The 15606-nt window shown below is 50.5% G+C and carries 9 protein-coding genes; 3 read left to right on the top strand and 6 right to left on the bottom strand.

Annotated elements, in window-relative coordinates:
* Positions 1-109: 109 nt before the first annotated feature.
* The 3 genes from ggt (at position 110) to AGRI_RS03505 (ending at position 3744) form a co-directional block, all read left to right on the top strand.
* The gene (gene ggt / locus AGRI_RS03495; RefSeq protein ID WP_008983625.1) at positions 110-1807 is read left to right on the top strand and encodes a gamma-glutamyltransferase; all 1698 of its coding nucleotides are present in this window, start codon (positions 110-112) and stop codon (positions 1805-1807) included.
* Between the two features lie 72 nt (positions 1808-1879).
* Positions 1880-2656 carry a type 2 periplasmic-binding domain-containing protein gene (locus tag AGRI_RS03500; protein ID WP_040291410.1) on the top strand — a complete coding sequence of 259 codons (777 nt, stop codon included), beginning with the start codon at positions 1880-1882 and terminating at the stop codon, positions 2654-2656.
* Between the two features lie 80 nt (positions 2657-2736).
* Positions 2737-3744: an extracellular catalytic domain type 2 short-chain-length polyhydroxyalkanoate depolymerase gene (locus tag AGRI_RS03505; protein ID WP_008983627.1), complete on the top strand. Its 1008-nt coding sequence runs from the start codon at positions 2737-2739 to the stop codon at positions 3742-3744.
* Positions 3745-3790: 46 nt separating this feature from the next.
* On the opposite strand, the gene AGRI_RS03510 is transcribed toward AGRI_RS03505, so the two are convergent.
* From AGRI_RS03510 to AGRI_RS03535, 6 genes are all read right to left on the bottom strand, one after another.
* Positions 3791-4984: a class I SAM-dependent methyltransferase gene (locus AGRI_RS03510; RefSeq protein WP_008983628.1), complete on the bottom strand. Its 1194-nt coding sequence runs from the start codon at positions 4982-4984 to the stop codon at positions 3791-3793.
* 11 nt (positions 4985-4995) lie between these two features.
* The gene (cls, locus tag AGRI_RS03515; RefSeq protein WP_008983629.1) at positions 4996-6501 is read right to left on the bottom strand and encodes a cardiolipin synthase; all 1506 of its coding nucleotides are present in this window, start codon (positions 6499-6501) and stop codon (positions 4996-4998) included.
* A 13-nt stretch (positions 6502-6514) separates the two neighbouring features.
* On the bottom strand, positions 6515-7030 hold the full coding sequence (locus tag AGRI_RS03520; RefSeq protein WP_008983630.1) for a cell division protein ZapC domain-containing protein: 516 nt from the start codon (positions 7028-7030) through the stop codon (positions 6515-6517).
* Between the two features lie 109 nt (positions 7031-7139).
* The gene (gene pyrD / locus AGRI_RS03525) at positions 7140-8150 is read right to left on the bottom strand and encodes a quinone-dependent dihydroorotate dehydrogenase (protein ID WP_008983631.1); all 1011 of its coding nucleotides are present in this window, start codon (positions 8148-8150) and stop codon (positions 7140-7142) included.
* Between the two features lie 72 nt (positions 8151-8222).
* Complete coding sequence (locus AGRI_RS03530) at positions 8223-13049, bottom strand: NAD-glutamate dehydrogenase (protein WP_008983632.1); 4827 nt, start codon at positions 13047-13049, stop codon at positions 8223-8225.
* Between the two features lie 241 nt (positions 13050-13290).
* Positions 13291-15603, bottom strand: a complete 2313-nt coding sequence (locus AGRI_RS03535; RefSeq protein ID WP_202800781.1) for an efflux RND transporter permease subunit — start codon at positions 15601-15603, stop codon at positions 13291-13293.
* Positions 15604-15606: the final 3 nt, after the last annotated feature.

A 15606-nucleotide genomic window follows, 5' to 3' on the forward strand; every position in this document is an offset into this window, starting at 1 on the left:
TAAACCTGACGCTTTGGCGCCTCTCCCTGTGGCGCCTTTTTTTTCAATATTTTCTTTCCGGCCGCTAAATGCTAAGGTCTGCAGCATAGTTTGTTGCGGAGCGCGTGTTATGTCATTGCTAAAGTCATCTGGCCTCAGTGTCCTGTTGCTGTTTATCGCCATACCTAATACCCTGTTCGCCGCAGCAGAGACCCAGGCTCCAAGGGCTGCCGCTGTTGCCAGCCCCGATAGCTATGGCGCTGAGGTGGCAGCAGAGGTCCTGAAACAAGGGGGTAATGCCGTCGATGCGGCAATCGCCACCGCTTTTACGCTGGCTGTAACCTACCCCGAGGCCGGCAATTTGGGTGGTGGTGGCTTTGCTACCCTGTGGTTTAATGGCAAAGCCTACTTTCTGGATTACCGGGAAACGGCACCGGCCAAAGCACACCGCGATATGTACTTGAACGCGGAGGGTGAAGTCGTTGCGGGTCTAAGTCTTATCGGGCATCAGGCCTCCGGAGTTCCCGGTACAGTAATGGGTATGTGGCAGTTACATCAGTTATTTGGTAGCAAAAGCTGGGCTGAGCTGCTGGCGCCGGCAATCCAGCTGGCAGAGCACGGTTTTATCGTGCCAGAGAAAGCCTATTTATACGAAGGCGATATGCTGCAACGCTTTGCCGGCAAAACCAACTTTATTGACTACTTCGGTCACATGCGTGCTGGTGAGCGTTTTGTGCAGCCTGAGCTGGCCGCCACCCTAAAACGCATCGCGGCAGAGGGTCCTGCCGATTTTTATCAGGGCAAAACCGCAGCCCTGATCGTCGCAGAAATGCAGCGTGGCGGCGGCCTGATCAGTGCTGAAGATCTGGCTGCTTATCAAGCCGTATGGCGCACGCCCTTATTAACAAACTGGCGTGATATGCAGTTGCTGACAGCGCCGCCGCCCAGCTCAGGTGGTATTGCGTTACAACAACTGCTCACACTGAAAGAATTAAATCAGCAACATTTTCGTGGTGTAAGCCATAATTCTGCGCAATACGTGCACCTGATGGCTGAGATTGCCAAGCGGGTATTCGCTGACCGGGCGGATTATTTAGGCGATCCGGCCTTTACCGAAGTCCCTGTCCAGCAATTATTGGCAGCTGACTACTTAGCCAAGCGGGCAAAAGAAATCAACCCGGACAGTATCTCAGCCACAGCAGCGATTAAACCTGGCCTGGAATCTGAACAAACCACGCATTTTTCGATTGTCGATGCCGCGGGTAACGCCGTTGCCAATACTTATACCCTGAATCTGGATTATGGCAGTGGCGTCGTCGTCCGGGGCGCTGGTTTTTTACTTAATAATGAAATGGATGATTTCTCAGCCAAGGCGGGTGTACCCAATGCCTTTGGTGTAGTCGGCAGTGACGCCAATGCCATTGCACCAGGTAAACGCATGCTATCCTCAATGACGCCGACGATTATTTTAAAAGATCAGCAGCCCGCGCTGGTAATCGGCACCCCAGGTGGCTCAACGATTTTTACCAGTATCTTTCAGGTAATAAATAATCTGTATGATTTTCAAATGACACCGCAACAAGCGGTGGCCGCTGCGCGCTTTCATCACCAGTTATTACCGCAGGATCAGATCCGGTTGGAGCCCTATCAAACACTCAATGCCCAAACGCAAGCCGAGCTCACGCAAAAAGGCTATCAGTTGCATACACCGAATTGGGATTTAGGTGATATCCAGCTGATCCTTATCAATAAAGCTGGCACCACGGCGGTGTCCGATCCGCGGGGGCGCGGCAAGGCCCTGGTAATAAAGGCGGCAAAAGCACAGTGAGCCGGCTATACTTAAGCTGTTTCGCGCAGGTTATGCGCCGTGTTGCGGAGTATCAATGAAGTTTATCTTGCTATGTTAAAACGGCTGCTGTTGCTGTTCATCGTGTTGACGGTGTTGACAGCATTGCCAGTGCAGGCCACCGAAACTCGCCTGCGATTTTGTTACGAAGACAAGCCACTGTTGCCTTTTTACAGCGGCCATGGCCTGGTACCAGCCGATCCGCCGGGGGCTGCGATTGAGCATTTACGGGCAGCAGCCGCGGCGAGCAATCTGCAACTGGAGTTGATCCGCCAACCCTGGTTACGCTGCCTGCAACAGCTCGAAGATAATAGCATCGATGCGCTGGTTGCCGAATACTCCGCCGATCGTGAACATTATATGCAAATGCCCCGCACGGCTTCTGGTGAAGCTGATCCGCGGTTTGCGATGAGTAGTTTTAGCCTGTGCCTGGCCTATCACCCGCAAAGTGCCTTGCCGGATAAACTGGCCAACGGCGGCGAATTTACTATCGCCCGCCCACTTGGTTATCGCCCCATCCCCCTGCCGGCAAAAAGTGTGCAAGTTCATGCTGATTCAATCAATCACGCCCTGGATTTAGTTAGCTCGGGTCGGGTTGATGCAACAACGGTACTGTGCCAGTTTAATGATCAGCCGGTACAGCCGGCAGAATTGCAGCAAAGACCGGTATTGTTTCATCCGCAGCCGGTACATCGCTCGGTAGGCTATTTGATGTTAAGTAACGCCTTTTTTAAGGCACAGCCAGATGTAGCCCAAAACCTCTGGCAGCAAGTTGCCAATACCCGATCGACCGAGCGTTATCTGGAATATCTGCAGCAACAAAACCCCTGACTGTACTAAAGCGTTATTGTCAGCAAGGTAATGCCGGTTATGCTGGCGCTATTAACGACGTATTATCGTGCGGAGAAACTATGTTTAAAACCAGCCTAACCCTGAGTAGCGTCATAGTCGCGGCAATGTCTGGACCCTTGCTTGCTGCTGAGACTGAGACTAGCCTGCCCAAGCTGCAACTGGCACCCTATCTGACCGTATCGGGTTTATCTTCCGGTGGTTACATCGCGGCGCAATTTCATCTGGCGTTCGCTAATGAGGTGAAAGGCGCCGCTATCCTGGCGGCAGGGCCGGTGTATTGTGCGAAAAACGATTTAATGCAGGCGCTTGGCAACTGTATGAATCAGCCCACCGCAACACCGGATCTGCCGGCGATTAACCAGTACCTTGCGACACAACAAGCCGCTGGCAAGCTGGCACCGGCCACGGCACTTGCTGACAGTAAAGTCTGGCTCTTTAGCGGCTCTGCCGATGCGACAGTATTGCCACAAGTCAGCACCGCGCTTTATCAGCAGTATCAGCAATGGATACCCAAAGAAGCGCTGCGCTTTATTAATGATCAGCCTTTTGCGCATCACTTTCCGACTAAGCAGGCCGGCTTCACTGCCTGTGATAAATCTGAGTCACCTTTTATCGCCAGCTGTAATTATGATGCCAGTGGCCAGTTGCTAAGCCATTTATTGGGCGCGATAAAACCGCCAGCCAGCCAAGCCAGCGGGCAATTAGTCAAACTGCAACAGCATCAACTGGCACCGGCAGCGGCAGGTCAACTGGCTGCTGAGGGTTATCTGTATATCCCTGAAAGCTGCGCCAGAGGCGCCGCATGCCGGCTCCATATCAGTTTTCATGGTTGTAAGCAGGATGTCAGTCAGGTCGGCGATGCCTATATCCGTCACACTGGTCTGAACGAGTACGCCGATACCAATCAGCTGGTCATTTTGTATCCACAAGTTGAGAAAAGCGCGATGGCGCCCTTTAACCCGAATGGTTGCTGGGATTGGTGGGGTTACAGTGGCGAACATTATGCCACTATCGACGGCCCACAGCTTAAGGCAGTAAAACAGCTGGTGGAGGCGCTGCGCCAATAAAGGGCGGCACCGACATTGCTGCATTAGCAGCAATGTCGCCTCTCATTTATATCGCAGTGGCACTTGCGGCTAACAGCTGCTCCAGACATTGCTGCTTTACACCGTAAAATTGCTTTAATTCGGCAATTTGTGCCAGTACTGCAGTGTTATCTTTTGGTTGTTGCCGCTTCGTCGCCAGGATCATTTTGTTTTTGCTGGTGTGCTCCAGCGAAATAAACTCAAATACCTTAGTGTCGTAACCATGCGCATCGAGCAGTAAGGCGCGTAAGCTATCGGTTAGCATCTCGGCTTCCTGCCCCAGATGGATGCCATGTTGCAGCATTGGCGCTAACACCAGCGGTAATCTGACTTGTGGCCGAACTTCTTTGTGACAGCAAGGCGAACACATAATAATTTCGGCGCCAGTGCGGATCCCCATATGAATGGCATAATCTGTCGCGGTATCACAGGCATGTAACGCCACCATCACATTAATACCCTGTGCCTGAAAATGCTTTACATCACCCTGAGCAAATTGCAGGCCGCTTAGTTGCAGCTGCCGGGCAGTGTTATTGCATAAATCAACCAGGTTTTGTCGTAGTTCAACTCCGGTCACCTGGGCCTGCATCCCCAGGGTATGACAAAAATAGTCGTGCATCGCAAAGGTCAGATAAGCTTTACCCGAGCCAAAATCAGCAACGTGCAAAGTGCCACGCTGCAGTAAGCCACTGTCTTTTACCGCACCGGATAGAATTTCAATAAATTTATTGATCTGCTTCCACTTATTCGACATCGCCGGAATAATTTGCCCACGTGCATCGGTAACCCCCAACGCCTGTAAAAATGGCCGGCTCTGTTCAACATAGCGTTGTTTATCACGGTTATGCGCACTGGCGACGACAGGTGCGATTGCCTGGCGCTTCAAATTCAGCAGAAACTTCCCCTTTTTTGAACGGCTTAGCTGGGCTTGCAGCTGACTACTCTGTAAATTTGCCTGCGCGAAATCCTGTTGCAATAAGCTATCAATTAAGGCTAGCGCCGGCTCAGCGCCATAGTTTTGTGTAATATGGTTGGTTTGATGCTGATATAAAAACTTGAGTTGCCAGCTGCCTTTTAATTGCACTGGTGTAATTTCCAGTCGTTGCAGACTGCTATCGCTACCCTGATATTTACTCAATACCAGCTTGACCAGTTGCTGCTGCTGGATGGCCTGTTGTAAAGCCTGATAAAACTGCTGCCAGGGGCTGACTTGTGCAGTCAAAACGGAATCTCCTATAAAATCGGGGCCATGAGGTGCGCGGCGCGCGACACAGCACGTAACCACCAGGGACGCAATGCCAGTTCAGACAATGACATTTGCCGTGACTGACTGAAATCGACTAAAAACTGTTGCTCCAGTTGCCGGGTAAAGGCTTCATCCAGCAACAAGGCGGTAATTTCAAAATTTAAGCGAAACGAGCGGTTATCCAGATTTACGGTGCCGATGGCGGCAAGACGCTCGTCAACCAGAAAGCTTTTTGCATGTAAAAAGCCTTGCTGATAACGATAGATTTTAACACCGGCATCTAATAAAGGCCCGATAAAGGCATAAGCCGCCTGCGTCACTAACAGGTTATCGGTTTGCTCCGGGATCAGAATACGCACATCCACCCCACGCAGGGCAGCGAGTTTAAGGGCCGCCAGGGTACCTTCGTCTGGCACAAAGTAGGGGCTGGCAATCCAGATCCGCTCTCTGGCACTGTGCAAGGCATGCTGGATCAGTAGGCTGGCGGTTTCGAAGCGATCGGCCGGACCAGAGGGTAAGATCAACACCGGAATATCGTCAGTCGCCGCCGCTTCAGCCTGCCAATGCAAGGCGGGCACGGTGTCAGCGCTCCAGAACCAGTCTTCAACAAAAGATAATTGCAACGCTAATACCGCCGGCCCCGTCAATTTTAAATGGGTATCACGCCAATTACCGTAACGCGGGTCCTGCCCCAAATATTCATTGCCAACGTTCAGGCCACCCAGCCAGCCATGTTGGCCGTCGCTAATGACAATTTTGCGATGATTTCGAAAATTCAGCTGAAAGCGGTTACCCGGGCCCTTAGTAGAATGAAAAGGCCGCACAGCGACGCCCGCAGCAGTTAACTGGCGTAAGTAGGCCTGGGACAGGCGGTAACTACCAATCTCATCGTACAGAAAATAGACCGCAACGCCCTGCTGCGCTTTGTCAATCAGGGCCTGCTGTAAGCGTTGCCCCAGCTCATCGTCGCGCACGATATAAAACTGGACTAACAGATAATGCTGTGCCGCGGCAATACCGGCAAAAATACTGTCAAAAGTCGCTTCACCATCAATCAGCAACTCAGCGGCATTTCCACGCAAAAACGGCATTTTTGCTAACTGCTCAACAGCCTGCAAACTGCCGCGTTCGCGGGTACTTTGCAGAATATATTGCTCTACTCCCGATGCTTTAAGCTGATGTTTACTGACAAGTTCATGTTCAGTAGCCTGGCGGGAAATAATATAACCCTGAAACCGGCTGCGGCCAAAGATCCAATAAGCCGGCACCGCCACGTACGGAAAGGTATTTAGCGACACAATCCAGGCAATACTGCCCTGCGCTGTGCGGGATGACATCAGCGCATCCAATGATGACAGCAAGCCAGAAAGATGAAACAGTGCCAGCAAAACCAGCAGCAGACGACGCTTTTTAGAGACTAAGGGTTTGCCCGAGGCTAGCGCGCCAGATGAGCGGCTAAAGGCCTGCTGCAGTAATTTTTGTATCCTTAGCATTCAGGCCTTAAAATCAGGCAGTGCGGGCGAGATTGACATCTTGTTCGATAGGTGTTGCTCTGTTTCGTAATACCCGGATTACTGTACTGCGTGCCAGCAACTTACCAGCGAGCGATTCGCCAGCCTCAAGCAACAGGCACTCGACACATTCCAGATCTGAAGCAACCACTAAAGCAGTGATGGTGTCTTTACCTTGCAACTGTACCAACTGATATAAACCACTGTCTTGCGAGCGTTGGGTGGCAAAGTACCAGCTTTTATGGGCGCTCAGTTGCCGGTAGCGATTGGCCAGCGCATGTAAAGTCAACTCCAGACGCAGCGCATCGTCGCTGATGACCGGCAGTAATGCATCATGAAAACGCCAATAACTTTCCGCCTCTTCTAGCGAAAAAGGTTGCTGCTGGATCCGGCTATGCAGATTAGCGCCCGATAGGTCGGAACAAAACTGCAACTGGTCATCTATTTCCAACAACAGACGATCTTTTTGCGGGCAGTAATGCCAGGTCCATTGCTCTGACGGCGTTAACATTGTGCTCCTTTATCTGGTCAGACTACGCACTTATTAGCACTAATATAGCACGCCGATCAAAAAGTTAAAGAATAATTCTGTCTAAATAACCATGATCGGCAACAGATCGTTATAAGGACTCGACGATTTCTTTGATTAACGCCGGCCCGCGGTAAATAAAACCCGTATACAGTTGTAACAGATCAGCACCCGCGGCCAATTTTTCTGCTGCAGAGGCCGCATCATGGATACCGCCAACACCAATAATCGGAAACGCCGGGCCGACGGCCTGACGTAACTGACTTAATACCTGGGTACTGCGTTGTTGTACCGGTTTACCACTTAAACCACCAGCTTCATCGCTATAACGCTGGCCGGCCACCAGGCTACGATCCAGCGTGGTGTTAGTCGCGATAGCACCATCCATTTTGCTGCTTAACAGGGTTTCGGCCACCTGCTCTACCGCTACCGCGTCCATATCTGGCGCAATTTTTACAAAGACCGGCACATAGTTATCATACTGCGCCTGCAAATCCAGCTGCTCATTCTTAACGCTTTGCAGCAAATCAAACAAGGCCTCACCAAACTGTAGATCCCGCAATCCCGGCGTATTGGGCGAAGAAATATTGACTGTGATATAACTGGCATAGGGGTAGACTTTACGCATACAGTGCACATAGTCATCTTTACCCTGCTCGTTTGGGGTATCTTTGTTCTTGCCGATGTTGATACCCAACACCCCTTTAAACTGACTATGCTTTACGTTATTAACCAGATAATCCACGCCTTTATTGTTAAAACCCATGCGGTTAATAATGGCTTCCGCCTGCGGTAAGCGGAACATGCGCGGTTTGGGATTACCCTGTTGTGGCCGCGGTGTGACAGTACCGACTTCCAGGAAACCAAACCCCATTTGGGCAAAAGCGGCGATACAGTCAGCGTTTTTATCCAAACCAGCCGCTAAGCCAACCGGGTTTTCAAAGCGAATGCCAGCGACGGTTTTCGGCTTAGTCAGCAGTTGTTGCTGCCATAACGCCGACAGTGGTGTATGCGCCAGACGTTTTAAACTTCCAAGCGCAAAATCATGCGAGCGCTCAGCATCACAACTAAATAACACCTTTCTGGCAAGAGGATAAAACATAACGGATCCTAAAATAAAAAATACCCCGGCGAACCGGGGTATTGTAATGATTTTACTAGTTAATGAATAGCATCAGACCGATTGACTTAATAACATCAGCTCACGCATTGCAACCGAGAACTTAGCGAATTCATGGCTTTGCGTCGTCTTAAACTCAGACAACATTAAGCGCCACCGCTCTACCAGACCACTGTGCTGCTCCAGCCAGTTGCTGATGATGTCCTCAGCATTGCACACCGTACCGCAGCTTTTTACTACCACTGAGGTTAAACCACGTTGCTGCCAATCCAGCTCTTCGCGATACGATGCCCGCGCCAGAGCCTGCCAATGGTTGGCGACCGGCTGCCGGGTAATTTGCTCCAGGAACCAGTGTAGCTCCAGTTTATCGCCTAATTTAAAGTAAATTTCAGCGACCATCGCCAATGGTGTTTGCTGTGCATCTGCCACCTGCGCGATATCCATCACCGAGAACACTGTACTCAACCGGCTGACATAGGATGCTACCTGCTCCGGAATACCCTGCTCCACCAGCTCCTGTGCTTTTTCTGCCAGTTCCTGCATTTCACGCTCAGCAATATACTGCGTTAAATCGCGGCAAATCGCTTCGTACGCCGGTTTGAAGAAATCTACGGTTTGGGTAATGTCCAGCGACTTGTCACGGTGACGTACAAACCAGCGGGTAGCCCGACGCATAGTGCGGCGCAGTTGGAACAGCACCCGGCTTTGCAGCGCGGCTGAGACTTTATTATCCAGCTGTTGTAATTGCTTCCAGTTGTGTGACAGATCGAACAACTCACGCACTATGGCATAGCAAATCGCCACTTCAGCCACTGAGGCGCCGGTTTCTTCAAACATCCGCTGCACGAAGTTCGGGCCCATCTCGTTAACCAGCATATTCGCCAGTTTGGTGGCGATAATTTCCGCTTTCAGCGGGTGCTGGCTAATTTCTTTGCCAAACTTCTGTTGTAATATCGCTGGGAAAGCACCGGTCAATAATTTTTGGAAGAACGGATTATCCGACACTTCCGGCGTCACCAAGCGTTCTTTTAGCACCATCTTGCCGTAAGCGGTTAAAATTGCCAGCTCAGGTCGGGTTAAGCCCATACCTTTGGCCATCCGATCCGCTAACTCATCGTCTGACGGCAGGAATTCCAACTCACGGTTAAGTTTACCGTCTTTCTCCAGAGCATGGATAAAGCGGGTATATTCTTTGATCTGCTCTGAACCCAGCAAGGACGACAAGCTGATGCTCTCAGTCTGCCGGTAACAGTCGCCGATAACAATAGCGGCCACGTCGTCCGTCATATCATTGAGTAACGTATTACGCTGTTTCAGCGTCAGATCACCGGCTGCCATTAAGGCGTTTAGCAGGATCTTGATATTGACTTCGTTATCCGAGCAGGTTACGCCGCCAACGTTGTCGACGAAGTCAGTATTAATTCGTCCGCCATTGGCTGCGAATTCAATCCGGCCGCGCTGGGTACAACCCAGGTTACCGCCCTCACCAAAAATCTTCGCCCGCAGTTCACGGCCATTGACCCGTAAGGCTTCTGAACCGCGATCGCCAACTTCCGCATGGCTTTCGTTGCTACCTTTAACGTAGGTACCGATACCACCGTTCCAAATCAGATCCACCGGCATCATCAGACATTCACGGATCAATTCGTTTGGCGTCATGCTGGCTTTGGTCGTGCCCAGCATATCTTTCATTTGCTGGCTTAACTTAATCGATTTCGCACTACGGGCAAAGACACCACCACCCTCAGAGATCAGTGACTTATCAAAATCATCCCAGGTTGAAGTTGGTAAGTTAAATAAACGCTCACGCTCTTTATAGGTCTTGGCTGCATCCGGATTCGGGTCGATAAAGATATGCATATGGTTAAAAGCAACCTGCAGACGGATGTGTTTCGACAACAACATACCGTTACCAAAGACGTCACCCGCCATATCACCGATACCCACGCAGGTAAAATCAGTAGTCTGGCAATCGATACCGATTTCGCGGAAATGGCGTTTTACTGCCTCCCAACCGCCACGGGCTGTGATACCCATCTTTTTATGGTCATAGCCGTTAGAGCCACCTGATGCGAAGGCATCACCCAACCAGAAACCGTACTCTTCCGAAATCCCGTTAGAAATATCGGAGAAGGTAGCCGTGCCCTTATCGGCAGCAACTACCAGGTACGGATCGTCTTCGTCTAACCGCACCACGTCAACCGGCGGTACGATACTGCCTTGTTTAATATTGTCGGTGATATCCAGTAAGCCACGGATAAAGGTGCGGTAACATTCTTTGCCTTCATTGATAAAGGCTTCGCGACCACCGGTTTCCGGTAATTTCTTACAGACAAAACCGCCTTTTGCGCCTGATGGTACGATAACAGTGTTTTTCACCTGCTGTGCTTTTACCAGGCCCAGTACTTCGGTGCGGAAGTCTTCGCGGCGATCGGACCAACGTAAACCACCCCGAGCCACCTTGCCAAAGCGTAAATGCACGCCTTCTACCCGCGGTGAGTACACGAAAATCTCGAACATCGGCATCGGGAGCGGCATATCCGGAATCAGATCAGGTTTGATCTTGAAGGAGATATACGGCTTGTCAGCGCCATCTGCGGCTTTCTGGAAGTAGTTGGTTCTTAAGGTCGCATTAATCATATCGACAAAGCGACGGATAATCCGATCATCGTCCAGATTAGCGACGTTCTCTAACTGCTCATTAATTTGTTCAGTCAGTTTTTCTAACTGCTTAGCCGTCGTTTTCAGTGACGGTGAAAACTTGGCGTTAAACAGCTGTACCAGCAAGCCAGCCAGGGTGGCATAACGGGCAAAAGTGCTTTCGACATAGCTTTGGCTAAAGGTGCCACCGATCTGGCGTTTATATTTAGCAAAGGCACGTAAAATGGAGGCCTCGCGCCCAGTTAAACCGGCGCCAAGGATCAAGCGGTTAAAGCCGTCATCTTCCAGCTGGCCTGCCCACACCTTGGTCAAAGAATCCTGAAAGCTTTGTGAGGCAGCAGCAAAATCAGTCGGGATCTCGCCATTTAGCTCCATCGCGAAGTTCAGGATCCAGCTGACCGAGCCATCCGGACACTTCACCGCATAAGGCGTTTCACCAATTACCCGCAGACCAAAGTTTTCCAACATGGGTAGCACATCGGATAAATGGATCGGCTGGTCTTTGTGGAACAGGTTTAGACGCACTGCTTTACTGTCACGCCCTTCTTCCTGTGGCCGGTAGAACAGCATCTCCAGCTTGTGGTCAGCGGATAATGACTCCAGCTTACCGATATCGACCAGCGCGTCATTGGGCAGCATATCTTCTTTGTAGGCCCGCGGGAACGCATTAACGTACTTGCGGCTTAATTCACGGCCGCGCGCTTCACCATAAACCCCGATCAGGGCAGCTTCCAGTTTGTCTTCCCAGGTACGGGCCGCTTCAACCAGATTTCGTTCGATTTCTTTCACGTTGTACTCAACTTGGCTATCGTTGATCCGCACCAGATAATGAGTACGGGCCAACACAGATTCAGAGAAATAAGTGGTAAATTCAACCGGCTCGGTTGAACCTAAAGCACGTGCTAGTATGGCTTGGGTGTCTTTACGCAGCTGAGTGTTATAACGCTCGCGTGGTACATACACCATTGCCGTGACGAAACGGCCAAAGGTATCTTCACGCACAAATAAACGCGTCATATCACGTTCCTGCATTTGCAGTACGCCACGGCTGACATCCAGCAGCTCATCGACATTAGCCTGGATCAGCTCATCCCGTGGATAGGTTTCTAAAATATTCAGCAGGGCTTTATAGGCATGAGTACCGACCGCAAATTCTGAGCGCTCCATCACCTGCTTTAACTTACCCTTTAACAACGGGATTTCTGCCGCAGAATTGTTATACAAGCTGGAGGAGTACAGACCGATAAAGCGATCTTCACCCACTACTTTGCCACTCTTGTCGAAGCGTTTAATACCGACATAATCGATATAGGCCGGGCGATGTACACGGGATTTGGCATTGGTTTTGGTTAAAATTAACAGCGAGCTGTTCAGTGCCTGCTGGCGGCCGCGCTCCGGTAATTCAGACAGCATCAGATCCCGCGGCTCTGAACGGCGCATCAGGCCTAAGGCCGAATCACGTTCACCGACAATCTGATAATCGCCTTTGACCGGCTTGATATCGTAGGAGCGGTAACCTAACAGCGTAAAGTTATCTTTGGCCAACCAGTTTAAAAACTCTGTGGTCTCGGTTAACTCGTCTTTTGATGCCTTACCGGCATGCTTAGGTAAGGCTTTGATCACGTCCAGCAGCTTCTGCCGCGCCGGTTGCCAGTCCTGAACCGCCAGAGAGACATCTTCCATCACCGATAACAACTCGGCTTTTAATGCGGCAATGGCCTCACTGTCCGTCATCCGATCAATTTCAATATGAAACACGGTTTGCTGTGTGGTGGCATCGCTTAAGCGGCCCAGCTTGGCAAAATCGGTAATATTACCCGCCGCATCACGTTTAGTTTGCAGCGGATAATGCAGTAACAGATGAGATGCAATATTATGCCGGCTCAATGCCATTCGCACTGAGTCCACCAGAAACGGCATGTCCTGCACCACCATTTCGACAATGGTGTGTTTTGACTCCCAGCCGTGACGGGCAATTTCCGGGTTAAACACCCGGATGCGCGCTGCTGGCTCGGCATGTTGATTAAAGGTTTGCCACAAACTTAAGGCTGCGCCGTACAGATCGCTGTCATTACGACCCACTAAATCTTCACTCGACATATTGCCATACAGGGTATGGGCAAATTTATCGACTAACTCAACCTGTTCTTTTACTTTTTGTTTGATCAGTTTGCTGACATTTTGTAGTAATACTGAGGGTAGACCATCTATCTTTGCCATTATTGCATCCTTTTATCAATCACTGCGACATTGCAGGATCCACAAAATTAACGGGGATACTTTAAGCTGCGCAGTGTAGTAGCTATTGTAGCGCTTTTGAAGCGATATTTGTGGCTTTTACGCTGGTTATACCACTGAATTACCGGCATTTCTGGCTGAATATTCAGCTTGTTTAAATAGAAAATGGCCTTTCGGCCATTTTCATTGTTTAAGCTGCATAATTATATTTTTTTCTGTTGGGCTAATTATTTTTGCGCCAGAAAAAAGCCGCCAGTGCCGGCAATACGACGATTGCCCCCAACATATTAACGATAAACATAAAGGTCAGCAGGATCCCCATATCCACCTGGAATTTCAGCGCCGAGAACACCCAGGTACTAACACCTATAGCCAGAGTAATACCGGTAAACAGTACCGCACTGCCTCGCTCTTTTAACGCCTCAAAGTAGGCCTGACGCAGTGGCATACCATCGCGTAACTGCTGGCTCATCGTTGACAGGATATAGATACCATAGTCCACACCAATACCCACACCCAGTGCAATAACCGGCAATGTCGACACGGTTAAACCAATCTGCAACTTAGTCATCAATGCAGTAGCTAACACCGATACCACATACAGCGGAATAATGACTGCAGCGGTGGCACGCACCGAGCGGAAGCTCAGTAAACATAGCAGAATCACCGCCGCATAAACGTACCACATCATCGGTTGCTGCGCGGCACTTACCGCCTCATTGGTGGCAGCCATGACACCGGCCGGGCCGGTTGCCAGCATAAAGCGGGTATCCGCATCACCCAGCTCAGCGCCATGTTGCTTGGCTGCGGCAACCACCCGCTCTATGGTTTCGGCTTTATGATCTTCGAGGAAAATCATCACTGGCATCACTGAGCAATCGGCATTCAATAAACCGGTGCTGGTTTCAACCCGTGATGACGCCTGCACCAGGCTTTGCGCATTACGTGGTAATACCCGCCATTTAGCGTTGCCTTCGTTATAGGCGGCGTTAATCACTTTTGATACCGACGGCAAGGATACCGCCGACTGCACACCTGGTACGTTTTCCATCAGCCATTGGAACTGATCGATACGATCCATAATGTCATGATGGGTACAGGCACTGGGAATACTCTCAACCATCACATTGATATAGTCGACTGAGATCGCAAAGCGGTCAGTGATTAAAAAAGTATCCTGGTTATAGCGTGAGTCTTCGTGCAGCGCCGGCGCACCGGCATGCAAATCACCAATTTTCAGTTGCTGGCTCTGCCAATAGCCATAAGCAAACAATAACGCAGTACAGGCCAGGATCACCGCAGCGTAACGGCGCGTGGCAAAGGCGGATAACGCATACCAGGCTTTATCTGCTGCCACATTCGGCTTGGCTACCCGTTCCTGATAGGCTTTACTAAAGCGTACAAAAGACATCAGCACCGGTAACAGGATCAGGTTAGTCAGAATAATGACCGCCACACCCAAACTGGCGGTAATGGCCAGCTCACGGATCACGCCGATTTCAATAATCAATAACGTTAAAAAACCGACTGTATCAGATAACAGCGCCACGCCACCTGGGATCAACAGTTTGCGGAAACTGGCCTGGGCTGCAGTTTTGGCATTCATCCCAGCAGCTACCCTTTTACCGGTGGAGTTAATCATCTGTACGCCGTGACTTACGCCTATGGCAAAGACTAAGAACGGGACCAGAATTGACATCGGATCGATGCCAAAACCCAGCACCGTCAGCAAGCCCATCTGCCAGACTACGGCAATCAGTGAACAGGCTATCGGTAATACCGTCAACATCACCGAACGACAGAACAGGAACACCATAAAGGTCGTAATGACGATCGCCACACCGAAGAAGGCAACGACACCTTTAGCGCCTTCTGCCACATCGCCAACCATTTTGGCGAAGCCAATAATATGCACACTAACCTGTTCGGTCTGGTATTTGGCGCGGATATCATTTTCCAGTTTACCGGCAAAGGCGATGGTATCCAGCGGCAGGTTAGTTTCCGGATCGTATTCGAGTAACGAAGCCGTAATCATGGCGCAGCTATAGTCATCCGCGACCATGCGACCGATAACACCGGCTTTCTCGGCGTTTTCTTTCACCCGCGCTAAGCCCTCGGCATCCGGTGTAAAGTCGGCTGGGATAACCGGTCCACCAGCAAAACCATCCTCGACCACCTCAATAAAGCGGGTGCTCGGGCTAAACAGGGATTTAACCAGCACACGCTCCACTCCGGGGGTATAAACCACATCATCATGGGCGCGACGTAAACTATCGAAGAAGTTGGCATTAAAGATATCGCCGCTGGCATCACACATCGCGATAAGAATATTGTTAGCGCCACCGAAGTCCTGTTCATGTTTCAGGTAGGTTTGCATATATTCGTGCTTTAGCGGAATGTTTTTGCTAAAAGCCGCATCCAGTTTGATATCGGTTGCCCGCCACAACAAGACAAGGGTCGCGACCGCAAACAGCACCAGCACCACTAAGCGATGACGGAACAGGCTATACTCAAACTTATTTACCAGCCAATTCATACT

The sequence above is a fragment of the Alishewanella agri BL06 genome, from assembly GCF_000272005.1.
Lineage (GTDB): Bacteria > Pseudomonadota > Gammaproteobacteria > Enterobacterales > Alteromonadaceae > Alishewanella > Alishewanella agri.